The sequence below is a fragment of the Mesorhizobium erdmanii USDA 3471 genome, assembly GCF_000472705.1.
Classification (GTDB): domain Bacteria; phylum Pseudomonadota; class Alphaproteobacteria; order Rhizobiales; family Rhizobiaceae; genus Mesorhizobium; species Mesorhizobium erdmanii.
The window spans coordinates 232,547-259,494 of sequence record NZ_AXAE01000011.1 but is presented as its reverse complement, the minus strand read 5'-3'; the positions used below and the strand labels follow the sequence as shown (position 1 = coordinate 259,494).

The following is a 26,948-nucleotide window of genomic DNA, read 5'->3' as shown; positions in this document are numbered from 1 at the left end:
CACCCGGTGTCAGTCCTCCAGCGGCTCCGGCGGGTGGGCATCGCGGCCCCTGCCGAACGTATAGCCGGTCTCCACCGCCTTGCGGCCGAACTTGTCGCGCAGCGCGTCGATGGCGCCTTCGGCCATGGCGCGCTTGCGCGACTGGACGTCGACCAGATCCGGCGGGTCGGCCTTGTCGTCGTCCGAGAGGTCGCTGACGCCGATGCCGAGCAATCGAAATTTAGTTCCGTCGGTTTCCTTGCGAAGAAGCTCGACCCCGGTCTGAAAGATGCGGTCCGCGAGCCTTGTCGGGTCGCCGAGCTGGCGGTTGCGGGTGCGCAGCTTGAAATCCTGTGTCTTCAGTTTCAGCACCACGGTGCGTCCGGCGATGCCTGACTTTTTCAGCCGCGCTGAAACCTTTTCGGAAAGACCTCTTAGTACAGAGACCAGCTCTTCCAGCGACGCGATGTCGGTGTCGAAGGTGGTTTCGGCCGATACGCTCTTGGCGTCCTGGTCGGGGTCGACGCGGCGGACGTCCTCGCCGCGCGAAAGCCGGTAGAGCCGGTCGCCCATCGTGCCATAGCGGCGCATCAGGTCGCCACGCTCCATCTTCTGAAGCTGGCCGATGCTGCGGATACCGTCGCGTTCCAGCGTGGCGTTGAACGCCTTGCCGACACCCCAGATCATCGTCACCGGCTGCTCCGCCAGGAAGCCGACCGCCTCGGCTTCGCCGATGACCGAAAAGCCGCGTGGCTTGCGGAAATCGGACGCTATCTTGGCGAGGAACTTGCAGTAGGAGAGGCCTGATGAAACGGTGATACCGATTTCCTTCTCCACCGCCAGCGCAAAGCGCGCCAGCACCACGGCCGGCGGCAGGCCGTGCAACCGTTCGGTGCCGGCGAGGTCGAGAAACGCCTCGTCGATCGACAGCGGCTCGACCAGCGGCGTCAGCGCTTGCATCATGGCGCGCACCTCGCGGCCGACAAGCACATATTTTTCCATGTTGGGCGGGATCACGACCGCCTCCGGGCAAGCCTCGAGCGCCTTGAACATCGGCATGGCGGAGCGCACGCCCCGGATGCGGGCGATGTAACAGGCGGTGGAGACGACCCCGCGCTTGCCGCCGCCGATGATCAGCGGCTTGTCCTTGAGCGCCGGATTGTCGCGCTTTTCGATCGCCGCGTAAAAGGCATCGCAATCGATATGGGCCAGATGCAGCCGGTACAACTCAGGATGACGGGCAAGGCGAGGGCTGCCGCAGCGCTCGCAGCGGCGCGTCTCACTGCGCTGAAAGGTCAGGCAGTCACGGCAAAAACCGTGATCGGGATTGTTGACAGGGGCCGCCATCGCTGCGAACATAAAGAGAACAAAAGCAATGGTACGATAGTGCAAGGCCAGCGACAAGCTTGGCCTGGGGAGAACCGCATGAGCACGACCATAGTACCGCTGGCGCCTGAGCTGTGGCCGGATTTCGAGGACCTTTTCGGCAAGCAAGGCGCCTGTTACGGCTGCTGGTGCACGCATTTCCGGCTGGCGCCGGTAGCGCGGCGTGAGAGCAGCCGCGAGCGTAACAAGGACCATATCAAGGCGCGCATCGAAGCGGGCCCGCCGCCGGGTCTGTTGGCCTTCGAGGATGGCAAGGCGGTCGGCTGGATGCAGATCGGGCCGCGCGCCGACGTGCCCGAATGGAACAACAAGGGCAGGGGCTCGGCGCCTATCGATCCCGCCGATGCTTCCGATCCGGCCGTCTGGGCGATTTCCTGCTTCTTCATCCGCGCCAAGGCGCGGGGCCGCGGCATCACGCATCGCCTCGTCGAAGGCGGCATCAATTTCGCCCGCAGCAACGGAGCACGGCTTGTCGAGGCCTGCCCGATCGACCTGTCGCGCGATTCACGTTCGATCGGCCTGTTCGTCGGCTCGTCGGGGGTTTTCGAGAAGGCCGGGTTCGAGCGGCTGGTGGAGCGCAAGGCAGGCCGCCCGCTGATGCGGCTGGTGTTGAGGCCGATTGCGTGACTGTCATCATCTTGCAGTTGTGATGGTATTTTCCTACCAGAAGTACGAAATTGATTTTTGCCTTTCGACCCAACGGAGACTTCCCGTGAACCGTATGTTGCCAGTTGCCTTTACCGCGCTTCTGTTCTGCGCGCCTGCTTTCGGCCAGACCGTCGATAGCCAGGGTGCCAAGCAATTGTCCGATGACCTGTCCCGCTATGTCGGCAAACAGGCGCTCGACAAGGGTATCCTGAAGGTTTCGGTCGAAGGCGATGCCTACAAGATTCTTTTTGATTTCAAGGCACTGGCGGAGATTCTGCCGAAGCAGGGGCAGGTGAAATTCGACTTCGCGCCCTACGCCCTGCTGGTCAAGCCGCGCAGCGACGGCACCTGGAATGTGTCGATGGACTTTTCGCAGAGCGCGTCCTTCGAGTTCAACGGACCCGAGGGGCTGCAAAGCACGCAGTTTTCGATCAAGGATGGCAAGGGTTCCGGCGTCTACGACCCCGCGCTTGCCGCCTTCATCAGCGGCGCGAGTTCATTGGCTGGCATGACCATGGCATCGAAGGATGCCAAGCAGCAGACGGAAGCCAGCACTGGCGCGGGCACCGCGACCATTACCGGCACCAAGGCCGCCAATGGCGGTGTTGATTTCACGACGTCGCAGAAGATCTCGAATTTCGTCGAGACGATAAAGTTCAATGATCCCGAGAAGGGGCTAAATTTTCCAGTCACCGTGAAGTCGCCGGAATTGTCGGTGGAAGCCAGCGGCAAGGGCGTGCAGACGAGGCCGCTGCTCGACCTCTTGGCATTCGCCGTGGCCAATGAGGACGAGAAGACGCTGAAGGCGAACCAGGCGCAGCTGAAGTCGCTTCTGCTCGCAGCACTTCCGGTGTGGGAGCGTATCGACGGCAACTATGGCTTCAAGGATTTCGCGGTCGACAGCCCGCTCGGCACTTTCGGGGCGACGCAGCTAAGCACCGCCTTCGGCAGCGACGGCGTTTCGCAGAACGGCAAGGTCACCTACGGCATCAAGGCCTCGGGGCTGACCGTACCGCAGCAGCTTTTGCCTAGCTGGAGCGTGGCGCTCTTGCCCACAGACATAGACCTGAACTTCGGCGGCGCCAATATCGATCTCGACAGCATGGCGAAGAAGGCGATCGAAGCCTTTGATCTCAATCAGGATCCGCCGCTGTCACCCGAGTTCGGCGACCAGCTCAAAGCCGATTTCCTGGCCAAGGCGCCGAAGGTCGTCATCGGCCACAGCACGGTGAAGAACAAGGACCTGGAGATCGCGCTGGAAGGCGAGATGACAAGCTTCGGTGAGAAGCCCGACGCAAATCTCACTGTCGATGTCGCCGGTTTCGACAAGATCATGACGCGTCTGCAGGACGCGGCAAAGTCGGAGCCAGAGGTGGGGCAGTACGTGCCTGCCGCCCTGATGGTGAAGGGTTTTGCCAAAACGCTGCCGGACGGCCGGCTGGAATGGGTCGTCAACACCAAGGCCGACGGCTCGGTCACCATCAACGGCGTCATGCTGAAGCCCGCCGATCCGGCGGCGGGCGATGGCGTCGACAACAGTGACGGCGCGGACGATAGCAGCGGCGGCGATAATGGCGGCGGCGACAATGGCGGCGGCGACAATGGCGGGGCCGGCGCGAAGCTGAACCCTTGAGGGTTCGGCTCTACAGCCCCAGCGCGCCCGCGATCTTTGGCGCGGCTTCGTGCCAGTCCTGGACGACGATGACCTCGTCCGGGACCGGCGGCAGGAACGCGCGCAGCGCATTGTCGGCCATCAAGTGCACAAGACTGGCATCGGCGACCGATTCCCGCACCGACGCCAAATTGTGCGGCTGATCATCGACGAAGACCACCGGCCTGCCCTTGTTGCCGCGCAGCCTGGCCACCGCCGGTCCCTTGGCCATTTCGGTGGTCAGCAGCGGATAGTTCAGCCCCAGCCCATCGAGATGGGCGCGGCGCACGGCGCGATGGCGGTGCGGCATGGCCGTCAGCAATATGATTTCGGCGCGGTCTCCAAGCCTTGCCAGGGCATCCGCGGCGCCGTCGGTGACACTTTGCCAATCGGCTTGCGCGTCGAAGAAATCGCCAAGGAGTGCCGTGACTTCGGGCTGTTCGATCAGCCGGCCGCTGGCCGTTTCGGCAATGTTGCCGGTCAGCCGGAAGGAGGCCAGTGTCAGCCCTTAGCCGCGCGATTTGAGGAAATGCGGGAAGGGGCGGATGAACTCGAGCACGACGTCGTCGACGTCGAGCACCAGTAGCGGCCGGTCGTCAGCCGAAAGTTCCTCGATCTGGCGCGCGGTTTCCGGATCATCGCTCATATGGAATGCTCATGGTTGTCATCGCCGAGCGGCAGTGCGCGCAACGCCTTGCCGACGGCGGCCGGCGGAGTGCCGGTCTCCTCGGCAAAGCGCATCAGCGTCGGCTCGTGGGCGAGAATGAACTGCAGCACGCCGGCCAAGAAACCCGGCTCGCCGGCGGCCTTGCGGATCGAATGGGCCTCTATTCCGGTGATCGCCAGAAAGCGCGGCAACAGCTCCGGATCGGAGGCGACGAAGCCCAGCGCCTTTACGGCAATGGTTTCCGCCTCTTCGCGCATTGACGCCGCGTTTGCCATCACTACCTTCGGCATGTGGAATGAGTCTCTTCCGCAGTAATGGCAAGATTTGCCTGCGGCAAGCCTTTACAGTGCAGCGCGCCGTTTGGACGCGCTGGCGGGCGAGGTGGAACTCGCGCTGCTTTGCAGCCCGAAGGTTTCCGTTTCGTCAATCATATTGCCGTATAGTGAAGCAGGGTTTGGTGCGTTCAAGGACGAGCGCATGAAGGCCGCCTTCGAGCGGAGGGACGGCCGGGACGGGATGTCGATGCCTAAGAAGGTCATGATCGTCGAGGACAATGAGCTCAACATGAAGCTCTTTCGGGACCTCATCGAAGCGAGCGGCTACGAGACGGTGCGCACCCGCAACGGTCTGGAGGCGCTCGACCTAGCGCGTCAGCACCGGCCCGATCTCATCCTGATGGACATCCAGTTGCCCGAAGTGTCGGGGCTGGAGGTGACCAAATGGCTGAAGGAAGATGATGATTTGCACGTCATCCCGGTCATCGCGGTGACTGCCTTTGCCATGAAGGGCGACGAGGAACGCATCCGCCAGGGCGGCTGCGAGGCCTATATTTCGAAGCCGATCTCGGTGCCGCGTTTCATCGAAACCATCAAATCCTATCTGGGCGATGCCTGATGTGCCCTTCCAACCGAGCCGGAGCCTTGTGAAATGACTGCGCGGATCCTCGTCGTCGACGACATCCCTGCCAATGTGAGGCTGCTGGAGGTTCGGCTTCTGGCCGAATATTTCGAGGTGCTGACCGCCACCAACGGGCCCGACGCGATCGAGACCTGCGAGAACGGCAAGGTCGATGTCGTGCTGCTCGACGTGATGATGCCGGACATGGACGGGTTCGATGTCTGCCGGCGGCTGAAGAGCGATCCGGCCACGTCGCATATCCCGGTGGTGATGATCACCGCGCTCGACCAGGTGTCCGACCGCGTCCGCGGGTTGGAAGCCGGCGCCGACGATTTCCTGACCAAGCCGGTCAACGACCTGCAACTGATGACGCGGGTCAAGAGCCTGGTGCGGCTGAAATCTCTCACCGATGAGCTCAGGCTGCGCGCCTCGACGACACGCAATATCGGCATCGAGGAACTGCTCAGCCGCAATTTCGCGTCCGAGGACACGACGCCGAAAGTGCTGTTGATCGACGAGCGCAAATCGTCGGTGGAGCGCATCGAGAAGATGCTGCGCGACCGTGCCGACCTCGACGTCACCAGCGATCCGCATGCCGGTTTCTTCCAGGCGGCCGAGACTTCCTATGAATGCGTGATGATCTCGACGGCCTTCGCGAATTTCGATCCGCTCCGGCTTTGCTCGCAATTGCGCTCGCTCGACCGCACCCGTTTCGTGCCGATCATCCTGTTGGCGGAGGAGGGCGAGGAGGAGCGCATCATCCGTGGCCTCGAACTCGGCATCAACGACTATCTGATGCGACCGATCGACCAGCAGGAACTGACGGCCCGGCTGCGCACCCAGGTGCGCCGCAAGCGGTATAACGACCAATTGCGCGCAAGTGTGACCCAGACCATCGAGATGGCGGTTACCGACGGCCTGACCGGGCTGCACAACCGCCGCTATCTCGACAGCCATCTGCAGACGTTGTTCGACCGCGCTGTGGCGCGGCGCCGGCCGCTATCGGTAATGATCACCGATCTCGATCGCTTCAAGTCGATTAATGACGCGCATGGCCATGACGGCGGCGACGAGGTGCTGCGGGAATTCGCGCGGCGGCTGCGCAAGAATGTCAGGGGTATCGACCTTGCCTGCCGGTTCGGCGGCGAGGAGTTCGTCGTCGTGATGCCGGACACCGATGGCGCCGTGGCTGAGAAAGTGGCCGAACGCATCCGCGCCGAAATCGCCCAAAAACCGTTCGCCATCGGTGCCGACGGCAAGACGATCGAGGTCACTGTCAGTGTCGGCGTGTCATCGGTGCTGAAGGGCGTGGATACGGTGGCGGCGATGATGAAGCGCGCCGATCTCGCGCTCTATGAAGCCAAGAGCGGCGGCCGCAACCGCGTGGTTGCCAAGGCAGCATAGGCGCCCGGGCCCGAATATCCCGTCAACTCGGTAGGGTTAGCCATTTACCTTAATCCAAGCGATTCGCGAGGCTTGGTTAAGAAACTGTTGATTTTCTTAAGCTCTTGCGCAAATGTGAAGGCCAAGACGAAGCCGGCACGAGGGTAGATAGCCGGCTCGGTCCCTGAAATACCCCATGATGCTCAGGTCCGCCGCATCTCCTGGGTCCGTGGGGTCGGCCGGCCGGCGCTGGCACATAGTGGCCTCCTCGTACCGCTGCCAAACGCCGACCGGCCCCCTTTATCTCAAGGTTCCGTAAAAGCCCCGAAAGGGGCTTTTTTCGTGCGCGGCAGAATGTGGAAAACGGTTCCTGGGCAAAGGTGGCGTCAACTGCGGCTGCGCAACCGCGGACCGTCGTTTGGTTGTCGTTCGTCAAGGGCAGGAGAGCACCCTCTCCACTTCGTACATATGGCGCACAAGGGGCTTGCGGCAAGACCCGCCTGCTCCCGTAAAACCGCGACCCTGGATTGGCCAGCGAAAGGGAGTGACGAGAATGGGTGTGGTGTCGCCTTTGGATGGAATGCGTCGGGATCATGCGGTGGTGATCGCGGGAGGTGGTCCGACGGGGTTGATGCTGGCGGGTGAACTCGCGTTGGCGGGGATCGATGTCGCCATTGTCGAGCGACGTCCCGATCAGCAACTGATCGGCTTGCGCGCGGGTGGCCTGCACGCCCGCACCATCGAGGTTCTCGATCAGCGCGGAATTGCCGACCTGTTCCTGTCGCAGGGGCAGCGCTTCCCGACCGTCGGCTTCCATATGATCCGTTTGGACATCGGCGACTCTCCCAGCCGGCACAGCTATCTGCTGGCGCTGCGGCAAAACCATATCGAACGGATATTGGCCGACTGGGTCAACGAGTTGGGGGTGCAGATCCATCGCGGACGGGAGGTCACCGACTTCGCGCAGGATGATCATGGTGTCGACCTGGATTTGTGCGGAGGCCAACGGCTGAGGGCGCAATACCTCGTCGGCTGCGACGGAGGACGCAGCACGATCCGCAAGGCGGCAGGCATCGCGTTCGCCGGATGGGATCCGACGATGAGCTGGATGATCGCCGAGGTCGAAATGTCCAGGGAACCGGCATTGGGCTTTCGCAGCGATGCTTACGGATTTCACGCGATGGGCAAGATCGAGGGAAGCGACCGGGTGAGCGTCGTGCTGACCGAGAGGCAACTGACCATAGGCGGCGAACCGACGCTGCGCGATCTCCGTGAAGCGCTTGTCGCTGTCCATGGCACCGACTTCGGGGTCCACAGTCCGACCTGGATTTCCCGTTTCACCGACATCACACGGCAGGCCGCCACTTACCGCGACAGACGCATTCTGCTGGCCGGCGACGCAGCGCATATCCATCCGCCGATGGGCGGGCAGGGGCTCAATATCGGCGTGCAGGACGCGGTCAATCTGGGTTGGAAGCTGGCCCAGGTGGTCAAGCGGACCTCGCCGGAAAGCCTCCTCGACAGCTACCACGCCGAACGCCACCCGGTTGCCGCACGCGTCCTGCGCAACACGATGGCACAGGTCGCGCTTCGTCGTACGGATGACCGCACAAAGGCGTTGGGCGACGTCTTTACCGAGCTGCTTGGCATGGAAGAGCCGCGCAAACGGATCGCCGCGGAGATGTCCGGTCTGGGCGTTCAGTACGATCTCGGCGAAGGGCACAAGCTGCTTGGGCGGCGAATGCCCGATCTTGATCTGATCACCACCAATGGACCGTTACGGGTCTTCAGCTTGCTGCATGACGCGCGGCCGTTGCTTCTCAACTTCGGCGAACCGGGCAGACTGGACATCGCGTATTGGGCGGATCGGGTCCGGCAAATCGACGTCGGGTATGCCGGTGCCTGGGAGCTTCCGGCCCTCGGGACGGTCGCCGCGCCCGACGTCGTCCTGGTCCGGCCCGATGGCTATGTGGCTTGGGTTGGGATGGGAACCCAAGAGGGGCTGGCTGAGGCCCTGACCACCTGGTTCGGGCAGCCTGCTGGCCAGCAGGTTAGTGCAGGTGAGCACACTTGACCTCTTGAAGACCGATCGCTTGACAGCTTGCGACGAGGCAAAGCTCGCAGTCCTCCTGACAACGGATTGACAGGAGGTTTCATCTATGCAGAATTGGTTGGACCATTGGACCACTTGTGCATCGCTTCGGGGAGGGGATGTGGACCAGAACAGCCTGCCACCCATTCAGACGACGGCGCGCGATGACGCCGTGCTGAAGGCTTTGGTGGGCTTTGTTCGCGCCGAGGCCCTGCGGCCCGGCGAGCGGCTTCCGACCGAGCGTATTCTGGCCGAGCGGCTGAAGGTCAGCCGCAATACGGTGCGCGAGGCGCTGACGCGCTGGGAGGGGCTCGGTCTCGTCGAGCGCCGGCAAGGCAGCGGCACCTATCTCAAGGCGGCTGTGTCACCCGGCATGATGCACATGCCGCTGACGCTGGCCGGCGGCAATGATTTCACCTCGCTCATGCACACGCTTGAAATCCGGCGCGCGTTGGAAGCGGAGGCAGCGGCCCTTTGCGCCGAGCGCGCCAGCCCGGCCGACATTGCCGAGATCGAGCGCAAGCTCGATATCATGGAACAGGCGTTCCGCACCCGCGACGGCATGTCTTCGGAAGAAGACTGGGAATTTCACCAGGCGATCTACCGGGTCTCCGGCAATCCGCTGTTCGAGCAGATCATCGCCGCGATGCACGAACTGTTCCACCGCTTCTGGGAGCACCCCCTCGGCGTGCGCGACTTCGGCCATGCCAGCTTTCCCTACCACCGCACCATCTACCAGTGCATCGCGGCGCGCGATCCGCATGGCGCCCGCGCCGAGGCGCTCAAGCTGATCGCCACCGTCGAGGACGATTTGAAGCGCGGTGCGGCCAAACTCAAACTTTCGAGCCAGACATGAACGAGCATCCGACCGGTTTCGATCACGACTATCTCGCCGAGGCGGCGACGCTCCTGGCGCATGACGAACCGTTTCCAGGCGGCGCGGTGGTGCCGCCGATCTACCAGACGTCGCTGTTCACCTTCGCCAACTATGCCGAAATGGCCGACACCTTTGCCGGCAAACGAAAACAGCCGATCTATTCGCGCGGCGACAATCCGACGGTGATGGAGTTCGAAGCGCGCGTCGCCGCGCTCGAGGGGGCGCAAGCGGCGCGGGGCTTCTCCAGTGGCATGGCGGCAATCAGCGCGACCGTGCTTGCCTTCGTCGGAGCGGGCGAGCGCATCGTGGCCGTGCGCAACTGCTATGGCGATGCCTACCGGCTGTTCGAGCGGCTTTTGCCTCGGCTCAACATCAAGGTCGATTATGTCGACGGTTCCGACCCGGATGCGGTGGCGGCGGCACTTCCCGGCGCCAAGCTGCTCTACCTGGAAAGCCCGACCTCGATGATGTTCGAGCTGCAGGACATCGCGCATCTGGCGCGGCTGGCGAAAGAGCAGGGCATCGTCACCACGATCGACAATTCCTGGGCCTCGCCGGTGTTCCAGAAGCCGATCTCGCACGGCGTCGACCTTGTGCTGCACTCGGCCTCGAAATATCTCGGCGGCCACAGCGACACGGTCGCCGGCGTGGTGGCGGGCTCGGCCGCGCACATCAAGCACATCAACGAACAGACCTATTCCTATCTCGGCGGCAAGCTGTCGCCGTTCGAAGCCTGGCTGCTGCTGCGCGGCCTGCGCACGCTGCCGCTACGCCTGCCGCACCACATGAAGAGCGGGCTCACCATCGCCGAACGGTTGAAGGCCCATGCGAGTGTCGAGCGGGTCAACCATCCCGTCTATTCGAACCATCCGGGCAAGGCGACGTTGGCAGGCTATGCCGGCCTGTTCTCCTTCGAGGTGACGGACGATATCGACATCCCGGTCTTCGTCGACGCGCTCAAATATTTCCGCATCGGCGTCAGCTGGGGCGGGCATGAGAGCCTGGTCGTGCCGGCCAAGGCGTCGCTGGAGCAGACGCCGGGCCTGAATTCGATGGCGCGCTTCGGCGTCAGCCCCCGAACCATCCGCTTCAATGTCGGATTGGAAAGTGTCGAAGACCTCTGGGCCGACATCGCCCAGGCCTTCGAAAAAGCCAGAAAATAACAAGCGGGTTCAAAATGGGAGTCTTGAACATGAAGAAACTGACCGTCATGCTTGCCACCGTCGCGGGGCTGGCGATTTCCGCCGGGAGCGCGCTGGCCGATTCGACCCTGAAAATGGTCGAAGTCATCACCAGCCCGCCGCGCACCGAATTCCTGAAAAAACAGATCGCCGAATTCGAAGCCGCCAATCCCGGCATCAAGGTCGAATTGATCTCGCTGCCCTGGGGCCAGGCGTTCGAAAAGTTCCTGACCATGGTGCAGGCCGGCGACACGCCCGACGTGGTCGAGATGCCGGAACGCTGGATGGGCCTTTATGCCAACAATGCCCAGCTCGAGGATCTCGGTCCCTACATGGCCAAATGGGACGACGCCAAAACGCTCGGCGACCGCGCCAAACAGTTCGGCTCGACCGTCAACAACACCCAGTTCATGATCCCTTACGGCTACTATGTGAACGCGTTGTTCTGGAACAAGAAGCTGTTCAAGCAAGCCGGCCTCGACGGCCCGCCGGCGACACTCGACGAGTTCGTCGCCGACTCCAAGAAGATTTCGGCCATCCCGGGCAAATACGGCTATTGCTTGCGCGGCGGCCCCGGTGCCTTCAACGGCATGCACATGTTCATGAACATCGCTCAGGGCAAGGGCGGCTACTTCAACGAGGACGGCACCTCGACCATCAATGACGAGGGCTCGGTCAAGGGCCTGCAGATGCTGGCCGACATGTACAAGGACGGCCTGGCGCCGAAGGATGCCGTGAGCTGGGGCTTCAACGAAACCGTCACCGGCTTCTATTCCGGCACCTGTGCCATGCTCAACCAGGATCCCGACGCGCTGCTCGGCATCGCCGACAAGATGAGCGCCGACGACTTCGCCGTGGCGCCGCTGCCCGTTGGACCGAGCGGCAAATCCTACCCGACGCTCGGCTATGCCGGCTGGGCGATGTTCGCCAACTCGCAGCACAAGGACGATGCTTGGAAGCTGATGGCAACGTTGCTGTCGCCAAAGGACAATCTGGAATGGGCCAAGGAAGTCGGCGTCGTCCCGATCCACAAGGGCGCCGACCAGGATCCGCATTTCAAGACCGAGCAGTTCAAAGGCTGGTTCACGGAGCTCAGCGACAGCTCCAAATATGAGATGGTGACACCGCCGACGCACTTGGAAAACCTTGGCAATTTCGTCGATCAGGTGGCGATCAAGAACTTCCAGGAAGTGCTGCTCGGCCAGAAGACCGCCAAGGACGTCGCCGACCAATGGGCCGCCTTCCTGACCAAGGAACAGCAGGACTGGATGGCGAAGAACAAGAAGTAGGCGCCAGCGCCCTCGTCCTTCTCCCCGTTTACGGGGAGAAGGTGTCACGAAGTGACGGATGAGGGGCGGCGCCATGCCTCTGTAGGGTCGCGCTGCCCCTCATCTGCCTGCCCTCCATCGCAGCAGCTGCGCCGCTGCTACGGAGGGTGAACCGGCACCTTCCGCCCGTTTAACGGGCCGAAGGAGACTGTCTCCGCCACCTCTCCAGGGAGCCGTTCCTCAGCCAATGACCTATGCCGTGTCCGAAATTCGATCCGCAGGACAGCCGCGAAAGAGGCGGCTCTCCTATGCCAATTTCGAGCCCTGGCTTTATCTCAGCCCGGCAATCATCCTGCTGATCGTGGTGCTTTTGGTGCCGCTGGTCATCGGCATCAGCTACTCCTTCCGCAAATTCTCGGCTTTCAAGTCGGAGTATGTCGGGCTTGGCCAGTACCAGGCGATGCTGTCGGATCAAGTGCTGGGGCAGGCATTGGTCAACACGCTGTGGTGGACGGTTGCCAGCCTGTTCTTCCAGTTCTTTCTCGGCCTTGGCCTGGCGCTCCTGCTCGACAAGCCGTTCTGGGGCCGCAAGGTGGTGCAGGCGCTGGTGTTCCTGCCCTGGGCGGTGCCGTCCTTCCTGTCGGGCCTGACCTGGGCCTGGCTGTTCAACCCGATCGTCGGACCGCTGCCGCACTGGCTGTTCGCATTGGGTCTGAAGGCGGAGCCGACCAATGTGCTTTCCGATCCTGCCACCGCGATGTGGGGGCCGATCATCGCCAATGTCTGGTTCGGCATTCCGTTCTTCGCCATCACGCTTCTGGCGGCGCTGAAATCCATCCCGTCCGAACTGCACGAGGCGGCGGCGATCGACGGCGCTTCGCCCTGGCAGCGCTTCACCAAGGTGACGCTGCCGTTCCTGGCGCCGACGATCGCCATCACCGTCATGCTGCGCACCATCTGGATCGCCACCTTCGCCGACCTGATCTTCGTCATGACCGAGGGTGGGCCGGCCGGCTCGACCAACACGGTGCCGGTCTACATCTATGTCAGCGCCTTCAAGTCACTGGACAAGGGCTACGCCTCGGCGGTCGCCGTGCTGCTGCTTGTCCTGCTGATTGCCTATGCGATCGCGCTGATCGCCATCCGCCGCTCCCTGGTGAGGCACGTCTGATGATCGCGGGACGCTCGACTTCACAACGATTTTTCGGCGGCATCGGCCTCTATGCCGCGATCGCGGCCTATCTGGTCTTCGCCCTGTTCCCAATCTACTGGACGCTGAAGATTTCGGTCACGCCGGAGCGGCTTCTCTATTCCGAAGGCATCACCTTCTGGCCGTCGCGCATGACATTGCAGAATTTCGTCACCGTGCTCGAGGCCACCGATTTCCCGCGCTATTTCCTCAACAGCGTCATCGTTTCGGTGTCGACGGCTGCACTGGTGACGGTCATTGCCACGCTCGCCGGCTACGCCATGTCGCGCTTCACCTTTCGCGGCAAGGCGGCACTGGCCCTGATGCTGCTTTTGACCCAGACCTTTCCGCTGGTGATGGTGATTCCGCCGATCTACCGCGTGATGGGGCAGATCGGCCTGATCAACAGCCTGACCGGGCTGATCATCATCTACACCGCCTTCAATACCGCCTTCGCCACCTTCCTGATGCAGTCCTTCTTCGACGGCATCCCCAAGGACCTGGAGGAGGCGGCGATGATCGATGGCTGCACCCGCGCGCAGGCGATGCGCCGCGTGATCGTGCCGTTGACGCTGCCCGGCATGGGCGCGACCCTGGGCTTCGTCTTCACCGCCGCCTGGAGCGAGCTTTTGTTCGCGTTGATGCTGATTTCCAGCGACGACCAGAAGACCTTTGCTGTCGGCCTGCTCACCTTCATCGGCAAGTTCGCCGTCGACTGGGGACAGATGATGGCGGCGTCGATCTTGGCACTGATCCCGGTCTGCATCTTCTTCGCTTTCCTGCAACGCTATCTCGTCACCGGCCTGACCGCCGGCGCCGTCAAAGGGTAGATCGATGGCTTCTGTTACACTCGACAAGGTGCGCAAGGATTATGGGGCGGTTCGCGTCCTGCATGCGGTCGACCTCGAGATCGCCGACGGCGAGTTCGTCGTGCTGGTCGGCCCATCCGGTTGCGGCAAGTCCACGCTTTTGCGCATGATCGCCGGGCTGGAGGAAGCTTCCGGTGGCGAGATCCGCATCGGCGAGCGGCTGGTCAACGACGTGGCGCCGAAGGACCGCGACATCGCCATGGTGTTCCAGTCCTATGCGCTCTATCCGCATATGGATGTGTCGAAGAACATGGGCTTCAGCCTGATGCTGCGGAAAGAAGAGAAGCCAGCGATCGACGCCAGGGTCGACGGCGCGGCCAAGCGGCTGGGCCTGGACACCTACCTTCAACGCCTGCCACGCCAGCTGTCCGGCGGCCAGCGCCAGCGCGTCGCCATGGGCCGCGCCATCGTGCGCGATCCGAAAGTCTTCCTCTTCGACGAGCCGCTGTCGAACCTCGACGCCAAGCTGCGCGTCCATATGCGCGCCGAGATCAAGGCGCTGCACCAGCAGCTGAAGACCACCTCGGTCTACGTCACCCACGACCAGATCGAGGCGATGACCATGGCCGACCGGATCGTCGTCATGCATGACGGACTGATCCAGCAGGTCGGCGCGCCGCTCGAACTCTATGACCGCCCCGCCAACATGTTCGTCGCCGGCTTCATCGGCTCGCCGGGCATGAATTTCCTGCCGGCGACGGTTCGCAAGGGCAGTGGATCGGAAGCGGTGCTGGCCGATGGCCAGGCGCTGCGCCTGCCCGACGACCTGCCGCTCAGGGATGGCGATGCGATCACAATCGGTCTGCGGCCCGAGCATATAAGATTGGCCGAAGACGGCGCGCTGCGGGGCGAGGTGGTTGTGGTCGAGCCGCTCGGCCTTTCGACTCAGTTTTACGTCAAACTGGCCGGCCAGCAGCTTTGCGTCTTTGCCATGGGCCGCGCCGGCGTGAGACCCGGTGATATTGTGCGGCTGGCGGCAGATCCGGCGTCGCTGCATCTGTTCGACCCGAAAAGCGGCGACCGCATCGGTTGAGAAGCCTCAGTCCGGGCTGAAGGAAACTGAGCCGGGGTTGAGGGGTTCAGCCCGCGGTAGCTGCCTTGCAAACAAAAACGCCGCCCGAGGGGCGGCGTTTCGGCATTTCAAAGGGAAAAGCCAGATTACTTAATCTTGGTTTCCTTGAATTCGACGTGCTTCTTGGCGACCGGGTCGTACTTGCGGAACGACAGCTTGTCGGTCTTGGTACGGCTGTTCTTGCTGGTCACGTAGAAGAAACCGGTGTCGGCGGTCGACAGAAGCTTGATCTTGATGTTTGCGGCTTTGGCCATGGTATCAGTCCGTTCGTTCGTGGAGTTTTGGCCGCTGGAGCACGGGGAAAACACCCGGACGCGGGAAACTTGGCGCGACACATAAAGAACGTGCCTGGAAAGTCAAGCCCGGCGGACCCGAAGTGATCCGCCCGCGCAGCCCATTACGCGCAAATCAGGCGATTTCCGCCTCAGGCGCCGCGACCTTCTTCCAGTCTCCAGTCGTGTTCCACCAGCGATTCGGATTGGCGCGGTCATCCAGCCCCTTGGAGCGGCTGGCGAGGATCGGCTGGATACGGATTACCGGCTCCTGATAGGAATGCGCCTGGAAAATCGCCTCGACGACACGGGCCGCCAACGCCTGGTCGTCCGGCAGTTCGAACGAAACCTCGACCGTGCCCGGGCGGCGACGCAATTCGGTTTCAGCGCCGGCCGCGGCACCCTCGAGCGGCCTGTAGCGCTCGACGCCATGGGCGGACTGATAGGCGTTGCGGTCATACTTGCCCATGGCCAGCGGGGCGATCGCAACCACCGCGTCCATGATGCGGTCCACATCCGCGGCTGGAGCCTGGAAGGTTACGAGCAGCAGGAGCGTCATTCGCAGGGACGTTGTTTCAAAGCCGCTGTCGATCATGGGAATGTCCTCGACTTCCGATGTTTTTGGGACACTCTTTTAACCCAGCGCTGCTGACACGGTTCTGTCAGCAGCGGTCGCTGCGTCGAAGCGTCAGAGGAGAATCTTGCGGACGAGCCTGACGCCGACCAGCGCCATATAGGCGGCGAAGAACAGGCCGAGCGACCAGCCGAAGCCGGACGGTCCGAAAGCATCCATGCCGATCCCGATCGCCTGCGGGCCAAGCACCATGCCGACGCCATAGCAGAGCACGAAGGCGGCGTTGGCGGACGCCAGTTCGTGGCCGGAAAGCTGCGAGCCGAGATGGGCAAGGCCGATCGTGTACATGGCGGCCACCACGCCGCCCCAAACGAACAGAAGAGCGGCCATCAGATGCCAGTTCTGGGCGAAGAAAGGCATGAACACCGTGCCGGCGAGGCCGACCGTGGCGCAGCCGAGCAGCAGATAACGGCGATCGCTGACGCGGTCGCTGATCATGCCGATCGGGATCTGCAGCAGCACGTTGCCAAGGCCGATCATGGTCAGCAGCAAGGCGGCGTCGGCTTCCGAATAGCCGATTCGGTTGCCATAGACAGGGAACAGCGCAAAGCCGCCGGTTTCGACCGCGCCGAACACCAGCACCGCGGCGGTAGCCGACGGCACCAGCCAGATGTAACGCAGGAAATTGCTGGTTTCGCCGTCGGGAACAATCGAGGGGCTTTCGTTGCGCGCTGCCAGCACCGGTATCGCGGCCAACGTCACCAGCGCGATGATGACGCCGAACGGCCTGAAGCCGGAACTGCCGAGATGAGCGAACAGCCACGGCCCCGCGGCAAAACCGAGCGAAAGGACAGTGGCGTAGATGCCAAGGACAAGGCCGCGCCGGTGCGGCGGTGCCGACGTGCTGATCCAGAATTCCGACAGGATGAACAGCACTGTCAGCGCGATGTGCAGCACGATGCGCAGCGGGAACCACATCCAGAAGTCGGGCGCGAAATGGAAGCCGACGAAGGCGAGCGCACCGGCGGCGATCATGGCGATCATGGTCCAGGCGACGCCAAAGCGCATGGCGAGCGGCGTGGCGAGCGGCGCTCCGGCAATCGAGGCCAGGCCGGCGACGGCGGTGTTGAGGCCGATCATGGAAGCCGAGTGGCCACGCGTTTCCAGGATGACGCTGAGCAGCGGCATGCCGAGGCCAATGGCAATGCCGACGACGCTAATCGACGAGATCGCCGCCACCATCGGCAGCCAGTGTACGCGTTCGTCGCCCTGTGGTTGGGTATCGACCGTCATGGGATGCTGAATACTCTGTCTGTTATCTTACGCAATTCCGGACGGAAACCGCGTCACACTTCCTGGAATTGCTCTAAAGAAGTTCGCGGGTGAAGCGGTTGCGGACAAGCCGGTAGAAGGGGACGGGACCTCCTGGACGCAGCAGTGGATCATGAGCGAGGCGCTTTTCCAGCTCGTCCAGGATCATTCGAGTGATGTCGGGTATGTCGGCTTCCCTGGCCTTGGCAAGCGGCAGCCAGACCAGTTCCTCGAGTTCGTTGGTCGGACCACCGCCCGGTAGCTCGACGGCGACATCGTTGCGCCAGGCGCCGAAAAAGCGCGTGTCGAAGCGGCGTACCCGGTTGGGCGGGGTGATGGCGCGCGCGATGTAACGCAGCGTTTCGAGTGAAGGCGTGACGCCGTGTTCGACAAAACCTTGCCAGTCACTTTTGTCGGTCGCAAAGGCTGCCTTCTGGCCGATCAGCAGCCCGGCTTCCTCATAGGTCTCTCGGATTGCGGACAGGGCGACGGCGCGAGCCCGCGCGGCACTGGTACGGCCGGGGCCGGCAAGCAGCTTTGCTTCCTCGTCGCGATGCAATGCGGTCGCCGTTGCGATGCGGCTGTCGGCCGGATCGGTGCGGCCACCGGGGAACACGAATTTTCCGGGCATGAAGGCGTGACCGGCGTGGCGGCGGCCCATCAGCACCAGCACCTCGTCGCCCTTGCGGTCGAGCAGGATCAGGGTCGCGGCATCACGCGGACGCAGAGGCCGGCCGCGATGCGCGGCAAGACCCTTGTCGAGCTTGTCGACGTCCGCCTTGGTCATTGCTTCCATGCGCAGGACCTAGCGGAAACTTCTTGCATGCGAAAGTGGCCTTAGCGATTGGCGTGTTGCGCCAGCGGCGCGTCAGGCGCCGTGATGGGTCTCGGTCCCATCCTTTTCGCCACCGAAGCCGTGCATATAGAATGCCCATTGCAGTCCGATGACGGCGCCTTTGACAGGCTGCAGCAGGGCAACCGACAAGAGGATGGTCAAGGGTACCCAGATGGCGATGTGCTGCCAGGTCGACAGGTCGGATGTCGCCTCGACACCCATGAAGGCGCCAAGAACGATGTGGCCGACGATGACGATGACCAGATAGGCCGGCAGGTCGTCGGCGCGATGGTGATGGATTTCCTCGCCGCAGACGCTGCAGGTTTCGACGGTCTTGGTGAAGCCGCGGAAAAGCTTGCCTTCGCCGCAATTCGGGCAGCGGCCCAAAAGGCCGCGCTTCATCGCTGTCCACAACGGGCGGGCGACCCGGCCCGTATGATGTTCGCCGCCGAAAACCTGTTCTTGTATCCCTAGTTCGTTTGGCATCATCGTCTCCTGCCGCGCGAACCGGGTCGCGATTGCGACGCACGGGCACGGCCCTTAGCCTTGTGAAACGACCTGCTGGAGCCTGGCAGGGGCTTCGGGTCGGTCAACATCTCGAAACGCATCGCTCCGGCCATCGGTGCCACCTCGACAAGGCGGACCTCGACGCGGTCCGCCAGTTGGTAGCCTTTGCCAGAGCGCTCTCCGAACAGGGAGCGAGCCGTTTCGTCGTATATATAGTAATCGCCGCCCAGAGTTGACACGGGGATGAAACCATCGGCGCCATATTGCGGCAATTGGACAAAAAGTCCTGATTTGGTGACGCCGGAGATGCGGGCATCGAAGCGGTCGTCGATGCGCTCGGCGAGATAGGCTGATATCAGCCGGTCAACCGTGTCGCGCTCGGCGGCCATGGCGCGCCGTTCGGTGCCGGAAATCAACACCGCGACGTCTTCCAGCCGAGCGGCTTCATCCTGCGTCAGTCCTCCCGGGCCAAGGCCGAGCGCAGCGATAAGGCCGCGATGCACGATCAGGTCGGCGTAGCGGCGGATCGGCGAGGTGAAATGGGCGTAGCGCCTGAGGTTGAGGCCGAAATGGCCGATGTTCTTGGGCGAATATTCGGCCTGGCTCTGCGAGCGCAGCACCACTTCATTGACCAGCGCTTCGTTGTCGGCGCCGCGCACGCGCTCCAGAATACCGTTGAACTGGCTGGGCCGCATCTGCGCGCCGCGCGCCAGCGACAGGCCGAGCGTCTGCAGGAACTCGCGCAGCGATTCCTGCTTGGCGAGCGAGGGCGCATCGTGGACGCGGTAGACCAACGCGTGCTTCTTCGCCTCCAGCGTCTCGGCGGCGGCGACGTTGGCCTGGATCATGAACTCTTCGATGAGCTTGTGGGCATCGAGCCGTTCCGGCACGATGACGCGGTCGACCGTGCCATCGTCTTTCAGCAGGATCTTGCGCTCCGGCAGGTCGAGTTCGAGCGGCTGGCGGCCGTCGCGACCGCGCTTGAGGATCGCATAGGCGTCCCACAGCGGCTTCAGCACCGTGTCTAGGATTGGACCGGTCTTGTCGTCCGGCACGCCGTCGATCGCCGCCTGTGCCTGCGGATAGGCGAGCTTCGCCGCGGATTTCATCATCACGCGGTGGAAGGAGTGCCGGATCTTGTGGCCGTCGGCGGAGAAGGTCATGCGCACGGCAAGCGCCGGGCGATCCTGACCTTCGCGCAGCGAACAGAGATCGTTCGAGATGCGTTCGGGCAGCATCGGCACGACGCGATCCGGGAAATACACCGAATTGCCGCGCTTCAAGGCTTCGCGGTCGAGCGCCGTGCCGTAGCGCACATAGGCGGCGACATCGGCGATCGCCACCGTTGCGATAACGCCGCCCGGGTTCTTCTCGTCGAGGTCGGGCGTCGCAAAGACAGCGTCGTCATGGTCCTTGGCGTCGGCGGGATCGATGGTAACCAGCGGCAGGTCGCGCCAGTCCTCGCGGTGATCGAGCGTCGCCGGCTTGACCGCCTCGGATTCGGCAATGACGTCGGCCGGGAAGATGTGCGGAATGTCGTGGGCGTGGATGGCGATCATCGAGACCGCCTTTTCGCTGGTCAGCGAACCCAGCACGTTGAGCACCTTGGCGCGCGGCAGCCCATAGCGGGAGGCGCGCGCGGGCTCGACCTCGACCAGGTCGCCGTTCTTGGCGCCGTTCTGGAATTCCTTGTCGACGATCAGCTCGGGCTGGCGGCGTTCCACCGGCTCGATGCGGAATGTGCCGTCCTTCAGCACGCGAAAGACGCCGAGAACGGCGTCGCTGCGTTTCTCGAAGATCTTCATAACCCGTCCGGTATAGGCGGGGCCGGAGGGATCATCGGTCGGGAAGGTTTTCGCCAGCACGCGATCGCCGATGCCCGGCGCCGGTCCGTTGCCGCTGCGCGACACGCGGATCGAGACCACGGGCGGTTCGCCGGTGCCAACAGACTCCGCCGGGTGCGCCAGCAAAATGCCGTCGCCGTCACGGCCAAAAATGTCGAGCACGGCGACATGGGGCAGGGCGCCGACGCGGGCCAGCCGCTTGCGCTCCTTGGTGAGCACACCTTCATCCTGCAGGTCGCGCAGAATGTCTTTCAGCCAGATGCGGTCGTCGCCGCGCAGCGCGAAGGCCTTAGCGATGTCGCGCTTTCCGGCACGGTCTGGGTTTTCGGCGATGTAGCGCAGAATTTCGTCGCGCGAGGGCCGGTAGTCGTCCTTGACCTTGGCCCTGGTGTCGGCGGTGCGCGGATCGCCGTGGCTTCGTCCGGAAATCCTGCGCGCCACGCCGTCCTACCCTTTTTTCTTCGCGGCCGGCTTTTTTGCCGCCGTTTTCTTGGCTGCGGGGGCCTTGGCCGCTGCCGCCTTGCGGAAAGGCTTCTTGCCGCCGCCACCTTTGGCTTCCTTCTCGGCAATCAGCGCCAGCGCATCCTCCACGGTCACCGATTGCGGATCCTTGCCCTTGGGCAGCGTGGCGTTGACCTTGCCGAAGTTCACGTAAGGTCCGTATTTGCCGTCGCGCACGACGATCTTGCCGCCGCCGTCCGGATGGTCGCCGAGCTCCTTGAGGGCTGCAGCAGTGCCACCGTTGCGGCCGCCCTTGGCCTTCGACTGCTTCTCGGCGATCACGGTGACGGCGCGGTTGAGGCCGATGGAGAACACGTCCTCGATGCTGTCGAGATTTGCGTAGGTGCCATCATGCAGCACGAACGGGCCGTAGCGGCCAAGCCCGGCCGAGATCATCTTGCCGGATTCGGGATGTTTTCCCACGTCGCGCGGCAGCCCTAGCAAGGCTAGCGCCTTCTCATGGTCGATCGATTCGGGCGTCCAGCCCTTGGGCAGGCTCGAGCGTTTTGCTTCCTTGCCGTCACCGCGCTGCAGGTAGGGGCCGAAACGGCCCGAGCGCAGCGTGATTTCCTCGGCCGTATAAGGATCCTTGCCGAGCACCTTTGTGCCGTCCTCGCCGCCGCCATTTTCGCCATTCGGGTTGGCGGCGTCGCCGAGCTGGCGGGTGAACGAACATTCGGGATAGTTCGAGCAGCCGACGAAGGCGCCGAACTTGCCGAGCTTGAGCGACAGGTTGCCGGTGCCGCATTTCGGGCAGATGCGGGGGTTCGAGCCATCCTCCCGCGCGGGAAACACCAGCGGCGCCAGTTCCTCGTTGAGCGCATCGAGCACGTCGGTGACGCGCAGTTCCTTGATGTCGGCGACGGCGCCGGAAAAATCCTTCCAGAAATCGCGCAGCACGTCTTTCCACGCGAGCTTGCCGTCCGAGATCTCGTCGAGCTTCTCCTCCAGCGAGGCGGTGAAGTCGTACTCGACGTAACGCTCGAAGAAGCTCTCCAGAAAGGCCGACAGTAGGCGGCCCTTGGCCTGCGGCACCAGCCGGCGCTTGTCGATCGTGACGTAGTCGCGGTCCTCGAGCGTCTTCAGGATCGCCGTGTAGGTCGAGGGCCGGCCGATGCCGAGCTCTTCCAGCTTCTTGATCAGCGACGCCTCGGAATAGCGCGGCGGCGGCTCGGTCGTGTGCTGGGTGGCGTTGATCGCCTGGCGGGCAAGCTGCTCGCCGGCGCGGATTTCGGGCAGACGGCGGTTTTCCTCGTCTTCGGCGTCGTCGTCCTTCTGGTCGGTGTATGCGGCGATGAAGCCGTCGAAGCGAACCACGGAACCAACGGCGCGAAGCTCGGCGGTGCGGGCGCCGTTCACAGCCTCGATCTCGACGGTGGTGCGTTCGATCTCGGCCGGCTGCATCTGGCTGGCGATGGCGCGCTTCCAGATCAGCTCATAGAGCCGCGCCTGATCGGCATCGAGATATTGCCTGACCGATGCAGGAGTGCGCATGAAATCGGTCGGGCGGATGGCTTCGTGCGCTTCCTGGGCGTTCTTGGCCTTGGCGGTATACTGGCGCGGCTTTTCGGGCAGGTATTTTCGGCCGAATTCCTTGGCGATGGCGTCGCGGGCACCGTCGATCGCTTCGGGCGCCATCTGGACGCCGTCGGTTCGCATATAGGTGATGAGGCCGGCGGTCTCGCCGCCAATGTCCATGCCTTCATAGAGGCGCTGCGCCACCTGCATGGTGCGGGTGGCCGAGAAACCGAGGCCCGACGAGGCGGCCTGCTGCAGCGTCGAGGTGGTGAAGGGCGGACCGGGATTGCGTTTGGTCGGCTTGGCCTCCACCGACAACGCCTTGAAAACAGCGCCCTCGAGCATCGCCTTGATGTCGTCGGCCTGCGTCTTGTTGGCGATGTCCAGCTTCTGCAGCTTCTTGCGCTCGAAGGCAGTGAGCCGCGCTTCGAAGGTCTCGTTGCGCGGGGTGCCGAGGAGAGCTGATATCTGCCAGTATTCCTCGCGGATAAAGCGCTCGATCTCGGATTCGCGGTCGCAGACCAGACGCAATGCGACAGACTGGACACGGCCCGCCGAGCGGGCGCCCGGCAATTTGCGCCACAGCACCGGCGACAGCGTGAAGCCGACGAGATAGTCGAGCGCCCGCCGCGCGAGGTAGGCATCGACGAGCGGCACGTCGATCTGGCGGGGGTTGGCCATCGCTTCCAGCACCGACGATTTGGTGATGGCGTTGAAGACGACGCGGCTGACCGGCTTGTCCTTCAGCGCGCGCTTCTGCCTCAGCACTTCCAGCACATGCCAGGAGATGGCCTCTCCCTCGCGATCCGGGTCGGTGGCGAGGATCAGGCCGTCGGCGTCCTTGACCGCCTTGGCAATGTCGGCGAGGCGCTTGCCGGACGCGGTGTCGACCGCCCAGGACATGGCGAAGTCTTCATCCGGGCGCACCGAGCCGTCCTTGGCCGGCAGATCCCTGACGTGGCCGAACGAGGCCAGAACCTTGTAGTTCCTGCCGAGGTATTTGTTGATTGTCTTCGCCTTGGCCGGCGATTCGACGACGACGACGTCCATGAGGTCTCTTATCTGCTGTGATGCGCCAGAAGAATTCCGCTGCGCGCGACGAAATCTCGTTTCTGTTTGTCGCTCACATGGCCGCGCTTTTCCATCCGGTCAAGGGGAAGCGCCCAAATTGCAGGGCTGTCCGCAGCAATACACTCTTAGAGTGTATGGAGAAAATCACAGAATTTCGCTCAAGCGAGATGATGGCCACCGGTCACCGGAAATGGTCCCTCGTTTCCGGTGAGTCGACGAATTGCGTTGCGTGCCGGACCCGTCCGCATGTCACGCCGCATCGGAAGAAGCTGGTCGCCAGACGTATTGAGGGATGCGGGCGACCAGCTCACGTCCCGCCAGCAGGCGGGAATGGTGTGAAGGCTCAGTTGGCCTTGGCGATATGCCAGACGCCGGCAACGCCGTCGCCGTTCACATCGCCGGCCTTCTTGTCCTTGATGAAGGTGTAGACCGGCTTGCCGTCATAGGCCCACATCTTGGTGCCATCGGTGCGGTCGACGACGCTCCACTCGTCATCCGCCTTGGCGCCGGCTTCGGCCTTCAGTGGCGGCCAATTGGTGGCGCATTTGTCGTAGCAGTTGGTCTTGCCCTTTTCGTCCTTGTCGTAGGTGTAGAGCGTCATGCCCATGGCATCGGTGTAGATCTTGGTGCCGTTGACCTCGGCTTCCTTCCACGCCTCGGCGGCGAAGGATGTGGCGGTGCTGAGAAGCAGTGCGGCCAGCCCTGTGGCTATGGTCTTCATGGAAATCTCCCTGGCTGATATCTGGAGACGCGCGGAATTTGCGGCCTCGACACGTCAACGCCTGCCGGCCATCGGTTCTTCCCGAACAGGAGCATTTGGCAATCTGGCCGATAGTAACAATTCTCCCTGTCCGGCCGTACTCGGGTGTGGCGCGGCGGGAATCCCGGCCAGTCCGATTGCCTGGACGGCGATCGGTTGCGACAGAATGGTGATTGGCTAACGGGTCACAGCGTCGCTATATCGGCGGAACAGTCGGAGCTTTGGAATGGCATTGGACATCGGCTATGTCAGCGCGATCGGGGCGGGGGCCATCTCGTTCCTGTCGCCTTGCGTGCTGCCGCTGGTGCCGCCCTATCTCTGCTACATGGCCGGTGTGTCGGTCGACGATTTTCGCGGCAATGCCGGTGTGACGGCAAGGCAAGGCGCGCGCGGCGCCCTGCTTTATTCCTCGATCGCCTTCGTGCTCGGTTTCTCCACCGTGTTCGTGGCGCTCGGCGCCGGTGCCTCGACCATCGGCCGGCTGCTGCGCGTCTGGCAGGAGCCGCTGGCGATGGCCGCCGGCGTGCTGATCATCCTGATGGGCCTGAATTTCCTCGGCATATTGCGCATTCCGCTGTTGTCGCGCGAGGCGCGCTTCCAGTCGCAGGGCAAGCCGGCCAGTGCCGTCGCCGCCTATGTCATGGGACTGGCCTTCGCCTTCGGCTGGACGCCCTGCATCGGCCCGGTGCTGGGGCCGATCCTGACGCTGGCCGGCGGGCGCGAAACCGTGGGCGAGGGTGCGCTGCTGCTCGCTGCCTATTCGCTCGGGCTCGGCATTCCGTTCCTGGTCGCGGCGCTGTTTTCTGGCGCCTTCATGCGCTTCCTCGGCAAATTCCGCGTCCATCTCGGCCGGGTCGAGAAGGCGATCGGCGCGTTGCTGGTGGTCGCCGGCGTGTTTTTCCTCACCGGCGGGGTGCAGAGCGTGTCGTATTGGCTGCTGGAGAATTTCCCGGTTCTGGGGCGGCTGGGATAGCGACCCAGGATCTTACTGTTGACCTACTGATCAAAAGTCAGTTGCTCTACCTATCTCACCGGAATTTAACCGCATTGGTGCAGCATGGCGCCGCTGCTAGCATGATTTTGATTCCCGACCCTTTTCAGATGGTTGCCTATCCATGAGCCAGAGATCCTGCCTGTCCGTTATCCTCGCCGCCGGCGAAGGCACGCGCATGAAGAGCGCGCTGCCGAAAGTGCTGCATCAGATCGCCGGGCTGCCGATGGTCGCCCATGTGGTGCAGGCGGCCGAAGCCGCGGGGGCGAGCAGCCAGGCGCTGGTGATTGGGCATGGCGCGGATGACATGCGCAAGGCTGCGGCAAAGTTTGCGCCGAAGGCAGAGACCTTCGTGCAGGAGAAGCGGCTCGGTACGGCGCATGCGGTTCTTGCCGCTCGCGAAGCGATATCAAAGGGATATGACGATGTGCTGGTGATGTTCGGCGACACGCCGCTGATCGACGCCGATGCCCTGACAGTGGCGCGGTCGAGGCTGGCGGAAGGAGCAGCCGTCGTGGTCATCGGCTTTCGGCCGCCCAGCCCGACCGGCTATGGCCGGCTGATCGAAAAGGATGGGAGGCTGATTGCCATCCGTGAGGAAAAGGATTGCTCCGAAGAGGAGAAAAAGATCGGCTTCTGCAACGCCGGCATGATGGCGGTGGCTGGCGGCCATGCGCTGATGCTGCTTGACGCCGTCGGCAACAAGAATGCCAAGGGTGAGTATTACCTGACCGACATCGTCGAGATCGCCACCGCACAAGGCCTCGATGTCGTCGCCACCGAGGCCAGTTTCGAAAGCGCGCTCGGTATCAACAATCGCGCCGAACTGGCGCAGGCGGAAGGCATCTGGCAACAACGCAGGCGTCATGAGGCAATGCTGTCCGGCGTGACGCTGATCGCGCCGGAGACCGTGTATTTCTCGCACGATACGGAAATCGGCGCCGACACGGTCGTCGAGCCGAACGTCTGGTTTGGTCCGGGCGTGAAGATCGCCGGCGGCGCAAAGATCCACGCCTTCAGCCATATCGAAGGCGCCACCATCGCCACGAATTGCGATGTCGGGCCATTCGCGCGGCTGCGACCGGGCGCCGATCTTCGCAACAAAGCAAAGGTGGGCAATTTCTGCGAGGTCAAGCAGGCCGTCGTCGAGGACGGCGCCAAGGTCAACCATCTGACCTATATCGGCAATGCCAGGGTCGGGGCGGGCGCCAATATCGGCGCCGGCACCATCACCTGCAACTATGACGGCTATTCGAAATTCTTCACCGAAATCGGCGAAGGCGCTTTTGTCGGTTCGAACTCGTCGCTGGTGGCGCCCATATCGATCGGCAAGGGTGGATACATTGCGTCGGGCAGCGTGATCACCGAAAGCGTCCCGGACGACGCGCTGGCCTTCGGCCGCGCCCGGCAGAAGACGATCCCGGGAAAAGGCAAGGAATTGCGCGAGCGCCTAGCGTCGGCCGCGGCGGCGAAGAAGAAGTAAAACCGGACCGCCGGAAACCAAACGATTTCAGTGACGGGATTGCAAGAGCGGTCTGGCATGGTGCATGCATGCGCAACCGTCCGTTACACCGGGCGAAATGCAATGTGACTTTCATGGCAGGC

The 26,948-nt window shown here is 63.1% G+C and carries 23 protein-coding genes and 1 pseudogene; 13 read left to right on the top strand and 11 right to left on the bottom strand.

Annotation, left to right across the window (positions count from 1 at the left end; genetic code table 11):
* Positions 1–9: 9 nt before the first annotated feature.
* The gene (locus A3AU_RS0106380; protein ID WP_027052049.1) at positions 10–1,338 is read right to left on the bottom strand and encodes a DNA polymerase IV; all 1,329 of its coding nucleotides are present in this window, start codon (positions 1,336–1,338) and stop codon (positions 10–12) included.
* A 66-nt stretch (positions 1,339–1,404) separates the two neighbouring features.
* Between A3AU_RS0106380 and A3AU_RS0106375 the strand changes: the two genes are divergently transcribed.
* Positions 1,405–1,992, top strand: coding sequence for a GNAT family N-acetyltransferase (locus A3AU_RS0106375; protein ID WP_027052048.1), 588 nt, complete (start codon positions 1,405–1,407; stop codon positions 1,990–1,992).
* 85 nt (positions 1,993–2,077) lie between these two features.
* On the top strand, positions 2,078–3,646 hold the full coding sequence (locus A3AU_RS0106370; protein WP_032916892.1) for a hypothetical protein: 1,569 nt from the start codon (positions 2,078–2,080) through the stop codon (positions 3,644–3,646).
* A 10-nt stretch (positions 3,647–3,656) separates the two neighbouring features.
* On the opposite strand, the pseudogene A3AU_RS1000000136780 reads toward A3AU_RS0106370, so the two are convergent.
* Positions 3,657–4,310: pseudogene (locus tag A3AU_RS1000000136780) on the bottom strand (hypothetical protein).
* Complete coding sequence (locus A3AU_RS0106360) at positions 4,307–4,606, bottom strand: DUF3572 domain-containing protein (protein ID WP_027052046.1); 300 nt, start codon at positions 4,604–4,606, stop codon at positions 4,307–4,309. The pseudogene A3AU_RS1000000136780 and the gene A3AU_RS0106360 overlap by 4 nt, the downstream one beginning before the upstream one ends.
* 247 nt (positions 4,607–4,853) lie before the next feature.
* Here A3AU_RS0106360 and A3AU_RS0106355 point away from each other — a divergent pair, with 247 nt between their 5' ends.
* From A3AU_RS0106355 to A3AU_RS0106315, 9 genes are all read left to right on the top strand, one after another.
* Complete coding sequence (locus A3AU_RS0106355; RefSeq protein ID WP_006334976.1) at positions 4,854–5,225, top strand: response regulator; 372 nt, start codon at positions 4,854–4,856, stop codon at positions 5,223–5,225.
* 33 nt (positions 5,226–5,258) lie between these two features.
* A complete protein-coding gene (locus A3AU_RS0106350) occupies positions 5,259–6,632 on the top strand; it encodes a PleD family two-component system response regulator (RefSeq protein WP_027052045.1) in 1,374 nt (457 codons plus the stop codon).
* A 532-nt stretch (positions 6,633–7,164) separates the two neighbouring features.
* Positions 7,165–8,685, top strand: coding sequence for an FAD-dependent monooxygenase (locus A3AU_RS0106345; RefSeq protein ID WP_051355289.1), 1,521 nt, complete (start codon positions 7,165–7,167; stop codon positions 8,683–8,685).
* Between the two features lie 139 nt (positions 8,686–8,824).
* On the top strand, positions 8,825–9,559 hold the full coding sequence (locus A3AU_RS0106340; protein ID WP_027052043.1) for a FadR/GntR family transcriptional regulator: 735 nt from the start codon (positions 8,825–8,827) through the stop codon (positions 9,557–9,559).
* Positions 9,556–10,743: a PLP-dependent transferase gene (locus A3AU_RS0106335; RefSeq protein WP_027052042.1), complete on the top strand. Its 1,188-nt coding sequence runs from the start codon at positions 9,556–9,558 to the stop codon at positions 10,741–10,743. The genes A3AU_RS0106340 and A3AU_RS0106335 overlap by 4 nt, the downstream gene beginning before the upstream one ends.
* A gap of 29 nt (positions 10,744–10,772) precedes the next feature.
* Positions 10,773–12,050, top strand: a complete 1,278-nt coding sequence (locus tag A3AU_RS0106330) for an ABC transporter substrate-binding protein (RefSeq protein ID WP_027052041.1) — start codon at positions 10,773–10,775, stop codon at positions 12,048–12,050.
* A gap of 226 nt (positions 12,051–12,276) precedes the next feature.
* A complete protein-coding gene (locus A3AU_RS0106325) occupies positions 12,277–13,200 on the top strand; it encodes a carbohydrate ABC transporter permease (RefSeq protein ID WP_027052040.1) in 924 nt (307 codons plus the stop codon).
* Positions 13,200–14,048 (top strand): carbohydrate ABC transporter permease, encoded by an 849-nt coding sequence (locus tag A3AU_RS0106320; protein WP_027052039.1) that lies wholly within the window; start codon positions 13,200–13,202, stop codon positions 14,046–14,048. Before A3AU_RS0106325 ends, A3AU_RS0106320 begins: the two co-directional genes overlap by 1 nt.
* A gap of 4 nt (positions 14,049–14,052) precedes the next feature.
* The gene (locus A3AU_RS0106315) at positions 14,053–15,120 is read left to right on the top strand and encodes an ABC transporter ATP-binding protein (protein WP_027052038.1); all 1,068 of its coding nucleotides are present in this window, start codon (positions 14,053–14,055) and stop codon (positions 15,118–15,120) included.
* 125 nt (positions 15,121–15,245) lie between these two features.
* Here the strand turns inward: A3AU_RS0106315 and rpmG are convergent, their stop codons facing one another.
* The 8 genes from rpmG to A3AU_RS0106275 form a co-directional block, all read right to left on the bottom strand.
* Entirely contained in the window at positions 15,246–15,413 is a 168-nt protein-coding gene (gene rpmG / locus A3AU_RS0106310) for a 50S ribosomal protein L33 (RefSeq protein WP_006201775.1), read from the bottom strand.
* A 154-nt stretch (positions 15,414–15,567) separates the two neighbouring features.
* Positions 15,568–16,026 carry a YqfO family protein gene (locus A3AU_RS0106305; RefSeq protein WP_027052037.1) on the bottom strand — a complete coding sequence of 153 codons (459 nt, stop codon included), beginning with the start codon at positions 16,024–16,026 and terminating at the stop codon, positions 15,568–15,570.
* A 93-nt stretch (positions 16,027–16,119) separates the two neighbouring features.
* Entirely contained in the window at positions 16,120–17,298 is a 1,179-nt protein-coding gene (locus A3AU_RS0106300) for an MFS transporter (RefSeq protein ID WP_027052036.1), read from the bottom strand.
* Positions 17,299–17,371: 73 nt separating this feature from the next.
* Positions 17,372–18,112, bottom strand: a complete 741-nt coding sequence (locus A3AU_RS0106295) for an NUDIX hydrolase (RefSeq protein ID WP_027052035.1) — start codon at positions 18,110–18,112, stop codon at positions 17,372–17,374.
* A gap of 72 nt (positions 18,113–18,184) precedes the next feature.
* Positions 18,185–18,637 carry a DUF983 domain-containing protein gene (locus A3AU_RS0106290; protein WP_027052034.1) on the bottom strand — a complete coding sequence of 151 codons (453 nt, stop codon included), beginning with the start codon at positions 18,635–18,637 and terminating at the stop codon, positions 18,185–18,187.
* Complete coding sequence (gene rnr, locus A3AU_RS0106285) at positions 18,637–20,943, bottom strand: ribonuclease R (protein ID WP_027052033.1); 2,307 nt, start codon at positions 20,941–20,943, stop codon at positions 18,637–18,639. The genes A3AU_RS0106290 and rnr overlap by 1 nt, the downstream gene beginning before the upstream one ends.
* 6 nt (positions 20,944–20,949) lie before the next feature.
* Positions 20,950–23,571, bottom strand: coding sequence for a type I DNA topoisomerase (gene topA, locus A3AU_RS0106280; protein ID WP_027052032.1), 2,622 nt, complete (start codon positions 23,569–23,571; stop codon positions 20,950–20,952).
* A gap of 364 nt (positions 23,572–23,935) precedes the next feature.
* A complete protein-coding gene (locus tag A3AU_RS0106275) occupies positions 23,936–24,313 on the bottom strand; it encodes a COG4315 family predicted lipoprotein (protein ID WP_027052031.1) in 378 nt (125 codons plus the stop codon).
* Between the two features lie 265 nt (positions 24,314–24,578).
* Here A3AU_RS0106275 and A3AU_RS0106270 point away from each other — a divergent pair, with 265 nt between their 5' ends.
* Both A3AU_RS0106270 and glmU read left to right on the top strand, forming a co-directional pair.
* Positions 24,579–25,325 carry a cytochrome c biogenesis CcdA family protein gene (locus A3AU_RS0106270; RefSeq protein WP_027052030.1) on the top strand — a complete coding sequence of 249 codons (747 nt, stop codon included), beginning with the start codon at positions 24,579–24,581 and terminating at the stop codon, positions 25,323–25,325.
* Positions 25,326–25,467: 142 nt separating this feature from the next.
* A complete protein-coding gene (gene glmU / locus A3AU_RS0106265) occupies positions 25,468–26,826 on the top strand; it encodes a bifunctional UDP-N-acetylglucosamine diphosphorylase/glucosamine-1-phosphate N-acetyltransferase GlmU (protein WP_027052029.1) in 1,359 nt (452 codons plus the stop codon).
* Positions 26,827–26,948 lie beyond the last annotated feature (122 nt).

Coding starts and splice junctions, on each gene's coding strand:
- A3AU_RS0106380 (WP_027052049.1), bottom strand. CDS start 1,338: ATGTTCGCAGCGATGGCGGCCCCTGTCAACAATCCCGATCACGGTTTT.
- A3AU_RS0106375 (WP_027052048.1), top strand. CDS start 1,405: ATGAGCACGACCATAGTACCGCTGGCGCCTGAGCTGTGGCCGGATTTC.
- A3AU_RS0106360 (WP_027052046.1), bottom strand. CDS start 4,606: ATGGCAAACGCGGCGTCAATGCGCGAAGAGGCGGAAACCATTGCCGTA.
- A3AU_RS0106355 (WP_006334976.1), top strand. CDS start 4,854: ATGCCTAAGAAGGTCATGATCGTCGAGGACAATGAGCTCAACATGAAG.
- A3AU_RS0106350 (WP_027052045.1), top strand. CDS start 5,259: ATGACTGCGCGGATCCTCGTCGTCGACGACATCCCTGCCAATGTGAGG.
- A3AU_RS0106345 (WP_051355289.1), top strand. CDS start 7,165: ATGGGTGTGGTGTCGCCTTTGGATGGAATGCGTCGGGATCATGCGGTG.
- A3AU_RS0106335 (WP_027052042.1), top strand. CDS start 9,556: ATGAACGAGCATCCGACCGGTTTCGATCACGACTATCTCGCCGAGGCG.
- A3AU_RS0106330 (WP_027052041.1), top strand. CDS start 10,773: ATGAAGAAACTGACCGTCATGCTTGCCACCGTCGCGGGGCTGGCGATT.
- A3AU_RS0106325 (WP_027052040.1), top strand. CDS start 12,277: ATGACCTATGCCGTGTCCGAAATTCGATCCGCAGGACAGCCGCGAAAG.
- A3AU_RS0106320 (WP_027052039.1), top strand. CDS start 13,200: ATGATCGCGGGACGCTCGACTTCACAACGATTTTTCGGCGGCATCGGC.
- A3AU_RS0106315 (WP_027052038.1), top strand. CDS start 14,053: ATGGCTTCTGTTACACTCGACAAGGTGCGCAAGGATTATGGGGCGGTT.
- rpmG (WP_006201775.1), bottom strand. CDS start 15,413: ATGGCCAAAGCCGCAAACATCAAGATCAAGCTTCTGTCGACCGCCGAC.
- A3AU_RS0106305 (WP_027052037.1), bottom strand. CDS start 16,026: ATGATCGACAGCGGCTTTGAAACAACGTCCCTGCGAATGACGCTCCTG.
- A3AU_RS0106300 (WP_027052036.1), bottom strand. CDS start 17,298: ATGACGGTCGATACCCAACCACAGGGCGACGAACGCGTACACTGGCTG.
- A3AU_RS0106295 (WP_027052035.1), bottom strand. CDS start 18,112: ATGGAAGCAATGACCAAGGCGGACGTCGACAAGCTCGACAAGGGTCTT.
- A3AU_RS0106290 (WP_027052034.1), bottom strand. CDS start 18,637: ATGCCAAACGAACTAGGGATACAAGAACAGGTTTTCGGCGGCGAACAT.
- topA (WP_027052032.1), bottom strand. CDS start 23,571: ATGGACGTCGTCGTCGTCGAATCGCCGGCCAAGGCGAAGACAATCAAC.
- A3AU_RS0106275 (WP_027052031.1), bottom strand. CDS start 24,313: ATGAAGACCATAGCCACAGGGCTGGCCGCACTGCTTCTCAGCACCGCC.
- A3AU_RS0106270 (WP_027052030.1), top strand. CDS start 24,579: ATGGCATTGGACATCGGCTATGTCAGCGCGATCGGGGCGGGGGCCATC.
- glmU (WP_027052029.1), top strand. CDS start 25,468: ATGAGCCAGAGATCCTGCCTGTCCGTTATCCTCGCCGCCGGCGAAGGC.